Source organism: Pseudomonas sp. BF-R-19 (genome assembly GCF_019956445.1).
GTDB classification, from domain to species: domain Bacteria; phylum Pseudomonadota; class Gammaproteobacteria; order Pseudomonadales; family Pseudomonadaceae; genus Aquipseudomonas; species Aquipseudomonas fluorescens_BH.
Window position 1 is genome coordinate 126,833 of sequence record NZ_JAHBDN010000092.1, and the last position, 14,322, is coordinate 141,154.

The 14,322-nt window shown below is 58.4% G+C and carries 21 protein-coding genes; 20 read left to right on the forward strand and 1 reads right to left on the reverse strand.

The features are described from left to right. Positions 1–22: 22 nt before the first annotated feature. Positions 23–328 carry a hypothetical protein gene (locus tag KGB28_RS26315; RefSeq protein WP_223448474.1) on the forward strand — a complete coding sequence of 102 codons (306 nt, stop codon included), beginning with the start codon at positions 23–25 and terminating at the stop codon, positions 326–328. A 20-nt stretch (positions 329–348) separates the two neighbouring features. Here the strand turns inward: KGB28_RS26315 and KGB28_RS26320 are convergent, their stop codons facing one another. Further along, the gene (locus tag KGB28_RS26320; RefSeq protein WP_223448475.1) at positions 349–840 is read right to left on the reverse strand and encodes a hypothetical protein; all 492 of its coding nucleotides are present in this window, start codon (positions 838–840) and stop codon (positions 349–351) included. Positions 841–1,028: 188 nt separating this feature from the next. Between KGB28_RS26320 and KGB28_RS26325 the strand changes: the two genes are divergently transcribed. From KGB28_RS26325 to KGB28_RS26415, 19 genes are all read left to right on the forward strand, one after another. Continuing rightward, on the forward strand, positions 1,029–1,436 hold the full coding sequence (locus tag KGB28_RS26325) for a hypothetical protein (protein ID WP_223448476.1): 408 nt from the start codon (positions 1,029–1,031) through the stop codon (positions 1,434–1,436). Positions 1,437–1,446: 10 nt separating this feature from the next. Further along, positions 1,447–1,641 carry a hypothetical protein gene (locus KGB28_RS26330; protein WP_223448477.1) on the forward strand — a complete coding sequence of 65 codons (195 nt, stop codon included), beginning with the start codon at positions 1,447–1,449 and terminating at the stop codon, positions 1,639–1,641. A gap of 6 nt (positions 1,642–1,647) precedes the next feature. Beyond that, a complete protein-coding gene (locus KGB28_RS26335; protein WP_223448478.1) occupies positions 1,648–1,965 on the forward strand; it encodes an HNH endonuclease in 318 nt (105 codons plus the stop codon). Positions 1,966–2,225: 260 nt separating this feature from the next. After that, positions 2,226–2,561: a phage terminase small subunit P27 family gene (locus KGB28_RS26340; protein WP_223448479.1), complete on the forward strand. Its 336-nt coding sequence runs from the start codon at positions 2,226–2,228 to the stop codon at positions 2,559–2,561. Further along, positions 2,515–4,311, forward strand: coding sequence for a terminase large subunit (locus KGB28_RS26345; RefSeq protein WP_223448480.1), 1,797 nt, complete (start codon positions 2,515–2,517; stop codon positions 4,309–4,311). Before KGB28_RS26340 ends, KGB28_RS26345 begins: the two co-directional genes overlap by 47 nt. Continuing rightward, a complete protein-coding gene (locus tag KGB28_RS26350) occupies positions 4,308–4,499 on the forward strand; it encodes a hypothetical protein (RefSeq protein WP_223448481.1) in 192 nt (63 codons plus the stop codon). Before KGB28_RS26345 ends, KGB28_RS26350 begins: the two co-directional genes overlap by 4 nt. After that, the gene (locus tag KGB28_RS26355) at positions 4,499–5,710 is read left to right on the forward strand and encodes a phage portal protein (RefSeq protein ID WP_223448482.1); all 1,212 of its coding nucleotides are present in this window, start codon (positions 4,499–4,501) and stop codon (positions 5,708–5,710) included. Before KGB28_RS26350 ends, KGB28_RS26355 begins: the two co-directional genes overlap by 1 nt. Beyond that, the gene (locus KGB28_RS26360) at positions 5,688–6,341 is read left to right on the forward strand and encodes an HK97 family phage prohead protease (RefSeq protein ID WP_223448483.1); all 654 of its coding nucleotides are present in this window, start codon (positions 5,688–5,690) and stop codon (positions 6,339–6,341) included. Before KGB28_RS26355 ends, KGB28_RS26360 begins: the two co-directional genes overlap by 23 nt. Before the next feature lie 10 nt (positions 6,342–6,351). Continuing rightward, positions 6,352–7,554: a phage major capsid protein gene (locus tag KGB28_RS26365; RefSeq protein WP_223448484.1), complete on the forward strand. Its 1,203-nt coding sequence runs from the start codon at positions 6,352–6,354 to the stop codon at positions 7,552–7,554. 43 nt (positions 7,555–7,597) lie between these two features. Next, complete coding sequence (locus KGB28_RS26370) at positions 7,598–7,879, forward strand: HeH/LEM domain-containing protein (RefSeq protein ID WP_223448485.1); 282 nt, start codon at positions 7,598–7,600, stop codon at positions 7,877–7,879. Continuing rightward, complete coding sequence (locus KGB28_RS26375; RefSeq protein ID WP_223448486.1) at positions 7,872–8,189, forward strand: head-tail connector protein; 318 nt, start codon at positions 7,872–7,874, stop codon at positions 8,187–8,189. Before KGB28_RS26370 ends, KGB28_RS26375 begins: the two co-directional genes overlap by 8 nt. An 11-nt stretch (positions 8,190–8,200) precedes the next feature. After that, on the forward strand, positions 8,201–8,518 hold the full coding sequence (locus tag KGB28_RS26380) for a head-tail adaptor protein (RefSeq protein WP_223448487.1): 318 nt from the start codon (positions 8,201–8,203) through the stop codon (positions 8,516–8,518). Positions 8,519–8,527: 9 nt separating this feature from the next. Further along, complete coding sequence (locus KGB28_RS26385) at positions 8,528–8,698, forward strand: hypothetical protein (RefSeq protein ID WP_223448488.1); 171 nt, start codon at positions 8,528–8,530, stop codon at positions 8,696–8,698. Positions 8,699–8,701: 3 nt separating this feature from the next. Continuing rightward, the gene (locus tag KGB28_RS26390) at positions 8,702–9,280 is read left to right on the forward strand and encodes an HK97 gp10 family phage protein (RefSeq protein WP_223448489.1); all 579 of its coding nucleotides are present in this window, start codon (positions 8,702–8,704) and stop codon (positions 9,278–9,280) included. After that, on the forward strand, positions 9,273–9,659 hold the full coding sequence (locus tag KGB28_RS26395) for a DUF3168 domain-containing protein (protein ID WP_223448490.1): 387 nt from the start codon (positions 9,273–9,275) through the stop codon (positions 9,657–9,659). Before KGB28_RS26390 ends, KGB28_RS26395 begins: the two co-directional genes overlap by 8 nt. 54 nt (positions 9,660–9,713) lie before the next feature. Further along, positions 9,714–10,214: a phage tail protein gene (locus KGB28_RS26400; RefSeq protein WP_223448491.1), complete on the forward strand. Its 501-nt coding sequence runs from the start codon at positions 9,714–9,716 to the stop codon at positions 10,212–10,214. Between the two features lie 40 nt (positions 10,215–10,254). Next, positions 10,255–10,584 (forward strand): hypothetical protein, encoded by a 330-nt coding sequence (locus KGB28_RS26405; protein WP_223448492.1) that lies wholly within the window; start codon positions 10,255–10,257, stop codon positions 10,582–10,584. A 107-nt stretch (positions 10,585–10,691) separates the two neighbouring features. Next, entirely contained in the window at positions 10,692–10,832 is a 141-nt protein-coding gene (locus KGB28_RS26410; protein ID WP_223448493.1) for a hypothetical protein, read from the forward strand. A gap of 76 nt (positions 10,833–10,908) precedes the next feature. Continuing rightward, positions 10,909–14,322 (forward strand): phage tail tape measure protein, encoded by a 3,414-nt coding sequence (locus KGB28_RS26415; protein ID WP_223448494.1) that lies wholly within the window; start codon positions 10,909–10,911, stop codon positions 14,320–14,322.

Here is a 14,322-nt window from a genome sequence, read left to right on the forward strand (position 1 = left end):
CTGATTGGGAAGGAGAGGATGCATGCTCCGTACTGGCGAACTGAAAGACTTTACGGGCGGCGGGTATACCGGTGACGCAGATGCTCGCAATCAAGCCGTAGAGGCGATGAAGACCGATATCGCTGCACCCGGCGCTGAAGCTCGAGATTGCAGAGAGGAGTTGCAGTGCGGAGTTGCGACTGGTTACTCCATTGATCCGCTGGAATCGGCGATCTCCAGCACCGCACAGGCGGCGAGCGAATCGGTCGGTTTGACAGCAGTGATTCTTCAGGACCATCTGAAGCTGATCTGCGAGTTACAGCGACAGAAGCTCGCCGCAATTAGCTGACCGCCTGGTGATCTGGGGTCTTAGTACTTTACGAATCCAGGCTCAGTGATTGCCTCGATGACTTCGTCTGAAAGAATTCGCCCGCGGTGATACCGGTGAGGCCTATTTAGATCTTCCAATTCCTTGAAGTGTCTTCTCGTAGAATTAATGTTGATGATGTATTGGCGCTGGATGACGAGAAATTTATCGTGCGGCTCAGCTCTCGTGTTGATGATCTGGCTATCTGACGAGACGCTGATTTCGTCACCGCAAGGGCTGTTGTCTTCGTTAATCTCTTTCAGCCGGTCGTAGTGCGCTTCCGTGGCATCCGTGCTCATTATGTACTCACCTCCCTCGACGAAGCCGATTTGCTCGAACTTGCCGAAAGTGCTCGTACCTTGCATCATCACTATGTGCCCGTCTTCATGGCTGCGACCAACTATAAGCCCCCCATCCCGGGCATCCACGATCCAGCCATTGATAAAGCATCTAATGAAATCTTCCTGATCCAGCGTGAATTTTTCTTCGCTCATGTCTTCCCTCGGCAATTGCTGTCGTGTTCAGACTAAGACATTAGCTAATTTCCAGGCCTCGCCATCGTGCGGGGCCTTTCCGTATCTGGCGCCCACGCAATCATCTTTTCTCCGAGCGGAAGAGGACAGCATGGAGCGCCGGACCAATCACAACGCCGAGATACCGAGGCGCCATGAGATATCAATCTATGTCCGAGCCCGGTCCACTCACTGCCGCTGGCGGTATCGCGCTGTACAAGCTGGGGGCCTTCGGCTTCTTGGCTGTCTTGGCCGCCGTCGTCGTTATGGCGATGACGCTGCCGAAGACCGTGCGCGAGTTCGTCGTCGCAATGATCAGTACATCGGTATCCAGCATCTGCGGCGGCGCCTTCGTCATCCGGTGGCTGGGCCTTGGCTCATGGGCGAATGACGACGTTGGGGTTATCGCCCTGGGCGGAATCATCTTTGTTTGCGGCCTGCCTGCATGGGTATTGGTGCGCGCCTGGTTCAAGTGGGCCGAGAAGCGTCGCGACAAGGATCTGGCCGAGTTGGCTACAGACCTGACCGACCTGCGCAAGACGGTCACCGACGCAGTACATCCGCAACAGAATTCATAAGGGGACACCCATGCAACTGATCGACAACTGGAAACAAGCGCTGAACATGACCAGCGTTCAAGCTGGCGGTGCTATCGCAGCATTGGGTGTGGCTGAACAGCTAATGCCATCGCTACAGGTGGTCTTGCCGCCGATCGCCTATGGTGTGCTCGGCCTCCTGGTGATGATTGCTCGAGTAGTGCTGCAGCCAAAGCTGAGTAAGTAATCCGCGATGGCCAACACGTCACCTTGGCATCACCTCTACAAGACGAAGGAGTGGTTCCGGCTCCGGTGGAAGCAGCTACAGGACGAGCCGCTGTGTCGTCGCTGCGCCTCGCAAGGCCGAACGGTTGCCGCCGGCATCGCTGACCACGTTAAGCCCCATCGAGGCGACGTGACTCTCTTCTTCGATGCGACCAACTTGCAGAGCCTCTGCAAGCTCTGCCACGACAGTGCCAAGCAGCGCGAGGAAAAGTCCGGCGTCGTGGTCGGCTGCGACGTCAACGGGCTGCCAATCGACCCGAATCACCACTGGAACCGGCGAAAATGAGAATATTTCCATCAGTTTCGCTTCGATTCGGTGTGGCACGCCACTGCCCCTAGGGGGAGGGTCAAAAGTTCGGGAATCCACCACATAGGACCGCCCTCGACCCTCTTTACGCAAAAAACCAGAATTGGAGACTTTTTTTGAAGGGTAGAACTCCGGTCCCCTCGACCCAGAAAAAGGTCACCGGCACCGCGCGCCCGACCAGGGACAACAAGCGCGAACCGCAGCTGCCTGTCGCGTCTTATCAGACGCCGCCAACGAGCATGACCGCCGAAGGAAAAGCAGTCTGGAAAATCTTCTGCCCACTTGCCGCGTCGATGGGCGTGCTCACCGAAGCCGATCTTCAAACCCTCGAACGCCTGTGCGAAGTCGCCGCTGAAGTTCGCCGCCTCACCAAGGTTATATCAGTAGCAGGCCATACCTATTCGACCGACGCCGGGCTGATCAAAGCGCATCCGGCTGTGGCGATGGCGGCTGACGCCGACCGCCGGCTGCTCTCTTACCTTACCCATTTCGGCATGACACCCGCCGCCCGATCCAAGGTCCAGGCCATTGGCGAACCTCCAAGCAAAGACCCGGAAGACGAGTTCTTCAATTGAGGTCAAGAAGGTTTCCTATGCGGTCGACCCAGTAACGGCCTGGGCTCAAGAGGTTTATACCGGCAAAGTTTTGGCCGGCCCCGATATTCGAAATGCATGCGGTCGCCATCTTCGTGACCTTGAAGACGGTCCGAAGCGTGGTCTGACTTGGGATCTGGAGAAAGCCAACCGCGCTATCCGTTACTTCAAGACGGTACTCAAGCTCAATGGTGGCGAGCATGAAGGCTTGCCCTTTGTTCTCCTGCCTTGGCAGGCGTTTATTGTTGGATCGATCTTCGGCTGGATGGCCCCCGATGGTTTTCGCCGTTTCCGTACGGTCTACATTGAGTCGGGCAAGGGCTCAGGCAAGTCGCCCCTGGCGGCCGGTATTGGTCTGTACTGCCTGACCTCTGATGGTGAGGCGCGAGCCGAGGTCTACGCCGCGGCAACAAAGCGTGACCAGGCAATGATCCTGTTCCGCGATGCGGTCGCGATGGTCGATCAGTCGCCATCATTGATGAAGAAAATCAAGAAGTCTGGTCGCGATGAGAAGGTCTGGAACCTCGCTTACCTCGCAACCGGTTCGTTCTTCAGGCCGATCAGTTCCGACGACGGGCAGTCTGGCCCGCGTCCACACTGCGCGCTGATCGACGAAGTTCACGAGCACAAGAACAACAAGACCGTTGAGTTCATGCGGGCCGGTACCAAGGGGCGGCGTCAGGCGTTGATCCTGATGATCACCAACAGCGGCCACGACCGAAATTCGGTCTGCTACAGCTATCACCAGCTCGGCGTAAACGTTTGTGAGTCTGGCTCAAAGGGGGTGACCAAGCGGCACCGCCACTTCAACGATGGTTTCTTTGCGTTCATTTGCTCCTTGGATAAAGGGGATGACCCATTCAAGGATGAGAAGTGCTGGGGTAAGGCCAACCCTTCACTTGGCCACACCTTCCAGCCGAAGTATTTGCGCGAGCAGGTCACCGACGCTAAAGGCATGCCGGCCAAGGCGAGCACGGTTCGCCGCCTGAACTTCTGCCAGTGGGTGGATGCGGCAAACCCTTGGGTCGATATCGACGTCTGGCTTTCGTGTTGCGCCAAGTTTGACCCCGAGAAGTTGGCCGGCCAGTCCTGCTACGGCGGACTCGACTTGTCTGGCAAGCGAGATCTGACCGCGTTGAATCTCTACTTTCCTGAGCTGGGTAAGTCCATTTCGGAATTCTGGACGCCTAAAGACACCCTACTTGATCGTGCCGCGATTGACGGTGTGCCTTATGACATCTGGCTTGAGGATGGGCATATCCATGCGCCACCGGGGAAGGCGATCAATTACGCGTTTGTCGCCAAGCGGTTGGGGGAGTTGGCCGCGAAGTACGACATCAAGGCCTTGGCCTTTGACCCGTATCACATGACTTATTTGGAAGTTGAGCTTGAGGCTCAGGGCATTGAATTGAACCTGGTGCCGCACGGCCAAGGCTTCCGGCCGGCTCGAGAATCCAACCTTTGGATGACTCACTCCATTGACCTGGTCGAGGACCTGATCCTCACCGGGCAAATACAGGTTCTTGAGAACCCCTGCCTTACCTGGAACGTGGCATCAGCAGTGATGGAGGCTGACGCCCAAGAAAACCGGATCTTTTCTAAACGCAAAAAGACCGGCCGCATTGACGGTGCTGTCGCCATGGCCATGGCCGTTGGTGCAGCCAACGCCACGGAGAAGACGGCGGAGAGCCTTTCTGACCACATCTCTAAACACGGAATTCGAACCCTATGACCGATGAAACCAAGGCGCCGAAGCTGGAGGCGCTGAAAGAGGCTTTGCCCGATCTCGTCGGTGTGCTTGGGCTTGGGCTGCTGACTCGCGGCCTTTGGGCTTGGATGGGTGAGCCATTGGCATTGACTGTCTGTGGATCGTTACTGATTGCCTTGTCCGTTGTCTCGATAGTGCGAGGTGGCCGCTGATGCTCCGTGCACTCCTTGGAAGAAAAGGGGGCGTTCAGGTCATCGATACGCCGGAGAAACTCGCCCAGGCCCTGGGTGCTGGGTATGAAACTAATGCCGGCCAGCGTGTGACCACCACCAGCGCCATGCAGCAGTTGGTTGTATTCAACTGCGTGCGGGTGCTGGCCGAGTCGATGGGGATGCTTCCCTGCCGGCTATTGAAGCAGACAGGCCGGGTTCGATTGCCTGCTACGGCTCACCGGCTGTATCCGCTGATTACCATGGCCCCAAACAGCTACATGACGGCCCAAGAGTTCTGGGAAATGCTGGTCGCGTGCCTGTGTCTGCGTGGCAACTTCTACGCATACAAGGTGATGGCGCTGGGAAACGTGGTCGAGCTTCTTCCACTCAGCCCGGACATCGTCACGCCAAAACTCAAGGATGACTGGTCTGTTGAGTACAAGGTCAACTTCAAATCCGGCGAGCGGACGCTCACACAAGATGAGATCTGGCATGTCCGGCTGTTCACCCTGGACGGGCTCAACGGGCTGAATCCGATTGCTTATGCCCGTCAGGCGCTTGGCCTGGGCCAGGCGATGGATGCGCATGCCGCGAAGCTATTCACCAACGGCGCCGTAACCAGCGGTGTTCTGCGAACCGAGCAGCAGCTTACCGACGAAGCATTCGGTCGGCTTAAGACGGAGTTCCAAGGTGAGCACATGGGGGTGGCAAACGCCTATAAACCCATGATTCTGGAGATGGGACTCGACTGGAAGCCCATCAGCCTCAACGCCCAAGACACCCAGTTCATCGAATCGAAAAAGCTGACCGAGGCGCAGATCTGCGGTTTGTTCCGTGTGCCGCCGCACCTGGTGGCCAGCATGGAAAAGATGACGCTCAACAACATCGAGCACATGGGCATGAGCTTCGTGAACTACTCGCTGGTTCCGATCATGACCCGCATCGAGCACCGCATTCAGGTCGGCCTGCTCAGCGAGAAAGACCGCCTGACCCACTACGCCAAATTCAACGCAGGCGCCTTGATGCGTGGCGATCTGAAAGGGCGGTATGAGTCCTACGGCAAGGGTATTCAGTGGGGGATCTTGAGCCCCAACGACTGCCGCGAACTCGAGGACGAAAACCCCCGTGAAGGTGGCGACATCTACCTCACCCCTATGAACATGACCACCAACCCAGAGGCTGCCGGCGATGCAGACAAAACAGCGTCTTGACCTGCCGCTCACCATTAAATCGGTCAGCGACAGCGGCGAGTTCGAAGGCTATGGCTCCGTGTTCGGTGTCGAAGACAGCTACGGCGACGTGGTCATCCGCGGTGCATTCGCAGTCAGCCTAGCCAAGTGGAAAGAGAAGGGGCGTCTACCGGCGATGTTGTGGCAACACAACATGAGCGAGCCGATCGGAATTTACACCGAGATGCGCGAGGACGATGTCGGTTTGTACGTCAAAGGCCAATTGCTGATCGACGCAGACCCATTGGCCAAGCGTGCCCACGGACACATGAAGGCCGGCAGCCTGACCGGCATGTCCATCGGCTACATGCTCGACGATTACGAATACGACAAGGAAAAGGGCATCTGGCTGCTGAAGGCAATCGACCTGTGGGAAGTCTCCCTGGTCACCTTCCCGGCAAACGATGAAGCCCGGATCACTGACGTGAAATCTCTGCTGGCACGCGGTGAAACACCGCCACCGAGCAAAGTGGAGCGAGCCCTTCGAGAGGTTGGGTTTTCTGGCTCCCAGGCTAAGGCCTTCATGGCTAAAGGCTACGGCGCAGTATTACCGCGAGAGGCGGATGCCGACGACGCACTGCAATCCCTCAAATCCCTGATTGACCGAATGTAAGGAGCCTCTCATGGCTGTTGAAAAGAAAGATATCGAAGACGTCGTTGACGCCTTTGGCAAGAAGTTCGACGAGTTCAAAAAGATCAACGACAAGCGCATTGACGGCTTGGAAGAAGAAAAGGGCAAGCTGTCCGGCCAGGTCGATACGCTCAACGAAAAGCTGAGTGAATTGGACGAGCTGAAATCCGCTCTGGAAAAGGAACTGGCTGGCCTCAAGCGGCCTGACGGTACCGGCACGAAGGCGGCCAGCGAACACAAGACAGCGTTTATGCAGTTTGTGCGCAAGGGTATCGATACCGGCTTGGGCGATCTGCAAGCCAAGGCGCTGCAAATCGGTACTGAGGCCGATGGCGGCTACGCGGTTCCTGAAGAGCTGGATCGCAGCATTATCGAGCTGCTGAAGGACACTTCGCCGATGCGCCAGGTGTGCAACCAAATCACCGTCGGCTCCCCGGACTATAAGCGTCTGGTGAGTCTTGGTGGCGCAGGCTCTGGCTGGGTTGGCGAGACTGCTGCTCGCCCGGCGACCGGAACCCCGACTCTCGGTCAGATCTCGGCATTCATGGGGGAGATTTACTGCAACCCGCAGGCAACCCAAACCAGCCTGGACGATATGTTCTTCGATGCCGAGGGCTGGCTGAACACCGAAGCGGCGCGCGAGTTTACGGAAAAAGAAGGCAGCGCCTTCACCTCCGGCGACGGCATCAATAAGCCGAAAGGTTTCCTGGCCTACCCGATGCTGACCACTGCCGATGATGCTCGCGCTTTCGGCACTTTGCAGAAGCTGATCACCGGTGTGGCCGGCGGTATCACCGGCGACAAGCTGATTGATCTGATTCATGCGCTCAAAGCCGGCTATCGCGCCAACGGCACATTCATGATGGGCAATCTGACCGTGGCTTATGTGCGCAAGCTCAAAGACAGCGAGGGGAACTATCTGTGGCGCCCAGGCCTGGAGGCTGGCGTTCCATCGACTCTGCTGGGCTATGGCATCACCGAGAACGAGGACATGCCGGATGTCGCGGCCGATGCCAACGCCATCGCATTCGGCGACTTCAAGCGTGCATACACCATCGTGGATCGCATCGGCACCCGCGTGCTGCGCGACCCCTATACCAACAAGCCCTACGTCGGCTTCTACACCACCAAACGCGTCGGCGGCATGCTGGTCGACTCCCAAGCCGTGAAGGTTCTGACCCTCAGCGCTGCGTAATCGTGGCGGGCGTCTTCGGGCGCCCGGCCCGCAGGAGAGCAACATGCCAACAATCAATGTGACCAAGCCATTCCCCTTTGCGGTTGACGGCAACGAAGTCATTCAAATCGAAGTCGGCGAGCAGGAGGTTTCTGATCGCTGCGCGCTGGTCGCCGTTGAGCACTTGGGGTACGCAACGTTGCTCGATGACGAAGGCGGTACCGAAACTGATCCGCTCAAAATGTTGGTGCCCAAGCTGAAGGAATGGCTTACCGCCAAGGGTATCGACTTCGACGCCGGTGCCAATAAGGCAGCGCTCCAGGCATTGGTACCTACCAGTGCTTGATCTGCCCATCGTCAAGGCTCACTTACGGGTCGACCATGACGATGAAGATTCGTTGATTGAGGGCTACACGGAGGCAGCCCTCAGCGCATTCGAGACCTGGACCAATCGCACGCTGATCGACCCTAGCGAAGCTTTGCCAGATCCCGTCGGCAACGCGCTGTTGATGACCAAGGCGATCAAGCAGGGGGCACTGTTGCTGATCGGTCACTGGTACAGCAGCCGTGAAACTGTGGTGATCGGGACCATCACCGCGGAGCTGCCAATGGCAACCAATGCGCTCTGGAAACCTCATCGCTGGGTGAATGTATGAGAGCCGGCCCAATGCGTCACCGTTGCGCGCTTCAGACGCAGGTGCGCGTCCCCAACGGTTCCGGCGGTTTCAATGTGACCTGGGCAGAGATCGGCAAGCTGTGGGCAGAGATCACACTGCCCACCGGGCGTATCGCGCCGGTGGCTGAGCAGGTGACGGCCATTGTCACCGCCGAGATCCGTGTCCGTCCGCGGCGGGATGTGGTCGCCGGCTGCCGCCTTGTGGAGGTAGTCGGCGGTTTCACCACCACCTACCTGATCGAGGCCTCGCTGCTCGACAACGAGAGCACCATGCTTCGACTGCTGTGTTCAAACGTACCCAATCCATAGAGGTGAATCATGAAAGTCATTGCCCAGGGCAATCTGTCCGGTGCCACCGGCGACCGGGAGAAAGGTGAAGAATTCACGGTAGATGCCAAGCTCGGCGCCGACCTGGTCAAGCGCGGCCTGGTGGAACCAGTCGCTGAGGTCGCTCCTGCTGCCGAAAAACCGGCGAAGGCCAAGGAGTAGACCATGGCTGCGCGGCGCTCCCGCATGTTCGGCGACTTCAAGTTGCGACGGACCTTGCGCAACATCCACGCCACGATGGACAACGAGCTCGTTGGCGTGATGAAGGAGAGCGCTGACCGGATCTTGGCCACGATGAGGCAACTGATCCCCACGGATACCGGCGCCGCCTCTGCCGCCCTGAGGGTGTTTGTTTCCAAGAGTGGTCTGAATGCGGAGATCGGCATCCGCGGAAAGCGCGACACCCAGCGTTTTTTCTACCTGCGCTTCCTCGAGTACGGGACGAAAGGCTACAGCGGCACCCTCTACCGGCGAGCGGATCGAAACGCGGTAGGTGGTGAACACACCAACAACCGCGACAAATCGAAGCTGTCTGGGCGCCGCAATGCTTTGCGCGCCAGGGACACCAAGAACAAGTCGGACGGAACCACCTTCTTTGGCAAGTACCCGGATATCCCGGCCCGACCGGCTCACCCCTGGCTGCGCCCATCAAAAGATGTGAATCGGGATTTTGTGCTGGCGAACATCCGCGCGGCTGTTGCTCATGCACTGCGCAAGGCGAGTGAAGGGGGGAGCAATGGCTGATCCATCTGTTGCATTGCAGGAAGCGTTGTTCGCGCGGTTGGAGGCCGAAGTTTCGTGTCAGGTTTACGACGGCGCGCCAATGGATACGCCCATGCCGTATGTCTCGTTTGATCGGGAAATTTCTACCAATAGCTCACCCATCGCTGGCAGGAAGCGCGAGCAGCGCCTGATCTATTTGTCTGTCTGGTCCGATGCTCATGGCCAGGCCGAAGTGAAGCGCATCATTGGAGAGATTGTTGCTGCCCTGGACGAGCGCAAATTGCCTTTGACGGTTGGCCGCGCTGTCTCGGTCAGGGTCGAGCAGGCCGACGCCCAGCGCGATGCTGACGGCGTCACGTATCAGGGATCGATCACGGTCCGCGTTATCACCACCCACTGAACCCAAACAACGCCGCCCAGCGGCTTTATCCAATGTGCCTTTGGAGGAACCCCCATGGCCGAAGACAACCTCAATACAGCCGCCGGCTGCCGATTCTCGCTCGGCGGGAAGACCGGCGCCGACACCGAAGCCGACTTCAAGGCGGACACCTATGTCGAAGTGGGTGAAATCGAAGACCTGGGCGAATTCGGCGATACGTTCAGCTCTGTAACTTTCTCGTCTCTTAGCGACGGTCGTGTCCGTAAGTTCAAGGGCTTGGCCGATGCTGGCGACCTGACCTTGACTGTGGGGCTGGACAATGGCGATGCCGGCCAAGCCGCGCTCAAAGTTGCACACAAAGATCGAACTACCGGCGACTACAACATCAAAATCACCCTCAACGATGGTGACCCTGGCGCGACTCCGGTCATTACCCCGACCACGTTTTACATGCGCGGCAAGGTAATGAACAACACGGTCGCTGCCGGCACTGCGGACAACGTCGTTCGTCGCAACGTCACCGTTGGCATCAACTCCGAGATCCTCGAAATTCCCCCGGTCGCAGTCGCGCCTTAATCTGGCGGGGCTCCGGCCCTGTCTCTCCAGGAATTGAACGATGAGTAAAACTCTGTTCGGCACCACCACTATTTCGCTCGACGGCGAAGACTATGAACTGGTGCCCACGCTGGCGGCGGTACGCGCTATCGAAGCCCGGTTCGGCGGCCTGCGCGGGGCTTCGCAGGCTATCAATGCCCTGAGTATCGACGGCTGTGCAGCAATCCTTATTGCTGGCGCCGGGCTAAAAGGCAAGGACGCAGATGTGGTAGCCGAGAAAGTTTGGCAAGCGGGGGTGTTGGATGTATCTGTTCAGCTCAACGGCTATCTGACTGCGCTTTACAACCCGAAAGGTGCTGCCGCGGGAAAGCCGGCGGTGGCGGAGGGTTAAACGCTGTCGAGGACGGCAGCTATGTTGATTGGCTTTATTCGATCGCCACCGGCTGGCTTGGTTGGTCACCTGAGATCGCCTGGGGCACACCGCTGCCGGAGCTGTTCATGGCCATAGACGCCCGGATTGAATGGGTGCAAATGACCAATCCATTTGGCAGCAAAACTGGTGCGAACAAAGAGAAGCCCAAGCCGTCGACTGTAGCGGCCAAGATTCGCCAAGCCTTGGCGAGCCGCCGAACCGGATGATGGGCCAGGCCTTACCCCGCAATAGCAACTGATTGACCCCAGCCATGCGCTGGTTTTTTTATGCCCGGAGAAAACCATGGCCGATACCGACGTACAGGGGATGCTGGTCCGCATCGAGGCGACCACGGCCCAGCTCCGCCAGGAAATGGCCCGTGCGGATTCCAGCGTCGCTCAGGCGTCGGGGAAGATCGATAAAAGCTTGGGGCGTGTCGATGAGGCCTTCGACCGTGCCGGCGATAGTGCGCAAAGTGCTGCTAGCCTGATCAAGACCGCGCTCGCTGCCGCCATCGGCGCAGCATCCATTAGCAAGATCATCGAGACTGCTGACTCCTACGGCCAAATGTCTGATCGCATTGGCATGGCCACCAGCAGCGTTGGCGAATATGACCTGGTGCAGCAGCGTCTGCTGGAGACGGCAAAGCGGACGTACCGTCCACTCAGCGAGGCCCAAGAGCTATACATCCGGACGGCCGACAGCCTGGAGTCGATGGGCTATAACACCAGCCAAGCGCTGGATGTGATGGATAGCTTCAGCTTTTTGCTGGTTACAAACTCTGCCTCGGCAGACAAGGCCAGTTCGGCAATCGATGCTTACTCGAAGGCACTCCAAACTGGGAAGGTTGAGGCTGACGGATGGCAGTCTATTCTCGCGGCGATGCCGACAGTGGTCGATACGATTGCCCAGTCAACAGGCAACACTGCGGAGGAAATTCGCAGCCTTGGGGCACAGGGCAAGCTCAGCCTTGACGTACTGACCGAAGGCTTGCAAGCGTCCGCCGAGGCAAACGGCGTTCTGGCCGACAGCATGAGCGTCGCGGTTCGCGACGCCTTGCAGAACCTGTCGAACGCGTTCGGGGTTTATGTCGGCCGACTGAATGAGACTACCGATTTCACTGGGGTGCTGGGGAAAGGGATTGGCGCTCTGGGCGACAACTTCGAAACCCTAGCAGATGTTGCCATTGTCACCGCCATAGCCGCGCTCGCACGCTATGGGGCAAGTGCTGCAGCCTCTGCTGCCAAGGCCGCCTATTCCGCATATACGGACGTGGTGGCTCGAAAGGCCCAGGCGACCGCTGTTTTGCTCGCGGCTCAGGCTGAACAGCAAAAAGCCCAGACCACTGTCTTTCTGGCTCAGAAAGAGGCGGTGGCTGCGCGCGGCACTGCGGTGCAGACGCAGATGTCGCTGCAGCTTGCTGAGGCTCGCATGGTTGAGACCAGAGCCACGAATGCAGTGGCGGCCGCTCAGGCTGGTGTGAGTCGTGCAGGTGTCGGCCTACTCGGGATGCTCGGTGGGCCAGTCGGTGTGGCAGCTCTGGCGATTGGAGCTGCTACTGCGTTCATCACTTTACGAGACAACACCAGCGTTCTTGAGGAAAAGCTGGGTGATCTGAACGACCCACTCGACAAATTGGCTGAGCGCTTCAATAAGCTCAATCGCGCCACCCAGTCGGTGACGTTGCGCGAGTTGCGCGCCTCAATTACGGACACAGAGCAGGATCTTGCCGGGGCTGCGAGCTCAATCGCTTTCGAGTTCCAGGCGAGCCTGGCGAACGCTGGGCTGGCAGGGGCTTCAGCGTTCATGGCGGGCATCGTTCCGCTATCCGCTGAGTTTCAGTCGGCGATGGACATCGTCAACAGAGCTGTTGCTGACTCTGCCAAAGGACAGGTTGTAGATTGGAAGTCGGTTGCGGACCAGGTCCGGCTGATTCCCGGCGTCACTGAAGAGATGGCTCAGTCGATTGAGACAGGGCAGATCAAAGTGTCGGACCTGTCCGTAATCCTCGACAAGCAGCGGCAGACGCTTGCCGAATTGACCGCAGAGACGGATGCCAACACCACTGCGCGCGGCAAAAACAACGCTGCGATAGCTGCTGCCGACCAGGTAGGCCAGAAATACCTTGAGCAGTTGCAAAAGCAGCTCGGCGTAGCCAAGGACAAAACAGCCCTTGAAGCCGCCAACAGATTCATTGCCGACAACACCGACCTCACCGAGGGGATGATTGTTGCCATCCGCTCGGCTGCTGCTGCCAAGGATTCGCAAAAGGCCGCCGACGATGCTGCCGCGAAGGCGCTCAAAAAGAACACCAGCACGGCGGAGTCGGCCACCAAGCAGCAGCTCAAGGCTTTCGAGTCCACCGAGGAGGGCTACAAGCGCCAGATCGAACTGATCAACACCACGGGTGACAAGCAGAAGGACGCGACCGAGGTTCAGAAGCTCTCGTTTGAGCTTCAGGAGGGGAAGCTCGGTAAGTTGAGCGACGCCCAGAAGAAGCGCCTGATGGGCATGGCCGCAGAGCTGGACGCTCTGAACAAAATCAAGAAGGCCAACGAAGACGACTTGAAGCTGACCGCATTCAAGAATGCCCAGGCCACTGGTACGCAGACCACTCAGAACGGATTCGATCAAGAGCTTGCAGGGATCGGCTTGGGCGAGAAAGCCCGGGATCGCATGAGAGCCGACCTTGCCCTTCGGCAGAAATACGCCGCCGACGTGGCCAGTCTGAATGAGCAGCGCAATACCGGGCAGATCAGTCCAGAGCTATATGCCAGCGAAACAATCGTGCTGCAGGACGAGTTGGCCAAGCGCCTTTCTGCTCAGGAAAACTACTACGCCAAGATCGATGAATACCAAGCGGATTGGATCAACGGTGTGCATGAGGCCTGGGCCAACTACGCCGATGCGGCCCAGAACTATTCGCAGAACGCAGCCGACTTGACGGGCGAGGCTTTGGGGAGCGCGACCAGTGAATTAGGGACGTTCTTCTCCGATGTCGCCAGCGGTGCCAAAGATGCCGACGATGCTCTTGGCGACATGGTCGGTAACTTCGCCCAGTCGATGCTCAACGCATTGAGCGATATGGCAGCCCAGTGGCTGATCTACCAAGGCGTGCAAATGTTGGTGGGTAAAACCACCCAAGCCAGTGCGGCTGGCGTAATGGGGGCGAACGCGTCGGCGACGTCTTTGCAGGCAGGGTTGGCCGCATTTGCCTCGACGGCCGCCATTCCAATTGTGGGGCCTGCTCTCGCCCCGGCCGCGATGGCTACGGCGCTCTCAATTACCGGCCCGCTTGCCGCAGCAGTTGGTATGACCGCCATGGCTGGCGTTGGCTTCATGGAAGGCGGATTCACTGGTGTCGGCCCAAAAGATGAAATTGCCGGACCGGTTCACCGCGGAGAATACGTGTTCGACGCAGAGGCGACGGCACGCATTGGCGTGGGCACATTGGAGGCGCTAAGCAACGGCAGGCCAGCGATCATCGGTTCTGGTGGTGGAAGTTCGGCTGCATCGGGAGGCGGCGGCAACGTCACCGCCTCGGAAAGACCGATAACGGTTCAACTGGTCGAGGATGCCAGCAAAGCTGGGCAGGTTACTAGGCGCACGCAGGATAACCAGGAGTTTATTCAGGTCGCCGTCGCGAACATTTTCGGTGAAGGCGAGCTGCACGACGCCATGCGCGCGAAGTACGGACTTAGCTCGCAGGGAACTTAA

Excerpts from the sequence above, each read along its gene's own strand:
- KGB28_RS26315 (WP_223448474.1), top strand. The coding sequence starts at position 23 with ATGCTCCGTACTGGCGAACTGAAAGACTTTACGGGCGGCGGGTATACC.
- KGB28_RS26320 (WP_223448475.1), bottom strand. The coding sequence starts at position 840 with ATGAGCGAAGAAAAATTCACGCTGGATCAGGAAGATTTCATTAGATGC.
- KGB28_RS26325 (WP_223448476.1), top strand. The coding sequence starts at position 1,029 with ATGTCCGAGCCCGGTCCACTCACTGCCGCTGGCGGTATCGCGCTGTAC.
- KGB28_RS26330 (WP_223448477.1), top strand. The coding sequence starts at position 1,447 with ATGCAACTGATCGACAACTGGAAACAAGCGCTGAACATGACCAGCGTT.
- KGB28_RS26335 (WP_223448478.1), top strand. The coding sequence starts at position 1,648 with ATGGCCAACACGTCACCTTGGCATCACCTCTACAAGACGAAGGAGTGG.
- KGB28_RS26340 (WP_223448479.1), top strand. The coding sequence starts at position 2,226 with ATGACCGCCGAAGGAAAAGCAGTCTGGAAAATCTTCTGCCCACTTGCC.
- KGB28_RS26350 (WP_223448481.1), top strand. The coding sequence starts at position 4,308 with ATGACCGATGAAACCAAGGCGCCGAAGCTGGAGGCGCTGAAAGAGGCT.
- KGB28_RS26355 (WP_223448482.1), top strand. The coding sequence starts at position 4,499 with ATGCTCCGTGCACTCCTTGGAAGAAAAGGGGGCGTTCAGGTCATCGAT.
- KGB28_RS26360 (WP_223448483.1), top strand. The coding sequence starts at position 5,688 with ATGCAGACAAAACAGCGTCTTGACCTGCCGCTCACCATTAAATCGGTC.
- KGB28_RS26365 (WP_223448484.1), top strand. The coding sequence starts at position 6,352 with ATGGCTGTTGAAAAGAAAGATATCGAAGACGTCGTTGACGCCTTTGGC.
- KGB28_RS26370 (WP_223448485.1), top strand. The coding sequence starts at position 7,598 with ATGCCAACAATCAATGTGACCAAGCCATTCCCCTTTGCGGTTGACGGC.
- KGB28_RS26380 (WP_223448487.1), top strand. The coding sequence starts at position 8,201 with ATGCGTCACCGTTGCGCGCTTCAGACGCAGGTGCGCGTCCCCAACGGT.
- KGB28_RS26385 (WP_223448488.1), top strand. The coding sequence starts at position 8,528 with ATGAAAGTCATTGCCCAGGGCAATCTGTCCGGTGCCACCGGCGACCGG.
- KGB28_RS26390 (WP_223448489.1), top strand. The coding sequence starts at position 8,702 with ATGGCTGCGCGGCGCTCCCGCATGTTCGGCGACTTCAAGTTGCGACGG.
- KGB28_RS26395 (WP_223448490.1), top strand. The coding sequence starts at position 9,273 with ATGGCTGATCCATCTGTTGCATTGCAGGAAGCGTTGTTCGCGCGGTTG.
- KGB28_RS26400 (WP_223448491.1), top strand. The coding sequence starts at position 9,714 with ATGGCCGAAGACAACCTCAATACAGCCGCCGGCTGCCGATTCTCGCTC.
- KGB28_RS26405 (WP_223448492.1), top strand. The coding sequence starts at position 10,255 with ATGAGTAAAACTCTGTTCGGCACCACCACTATTTCGCTCGACGGCGAA.
- KGB28_RS26410 (WP_223448493.1), top strand. The coding sequence starts at position 10,692 with ATGGCCATAGACGCCCGGATTGAATGGGTGCAAATGACCAATCCATTT.
- KGB28_RS26415 (WP_223448494.1), top strand. The coding sequence starts at position 10,909 with ATGGCCGATACCGACGTACAGGGGATGCTGGTCCGCATCGAGGCGACC.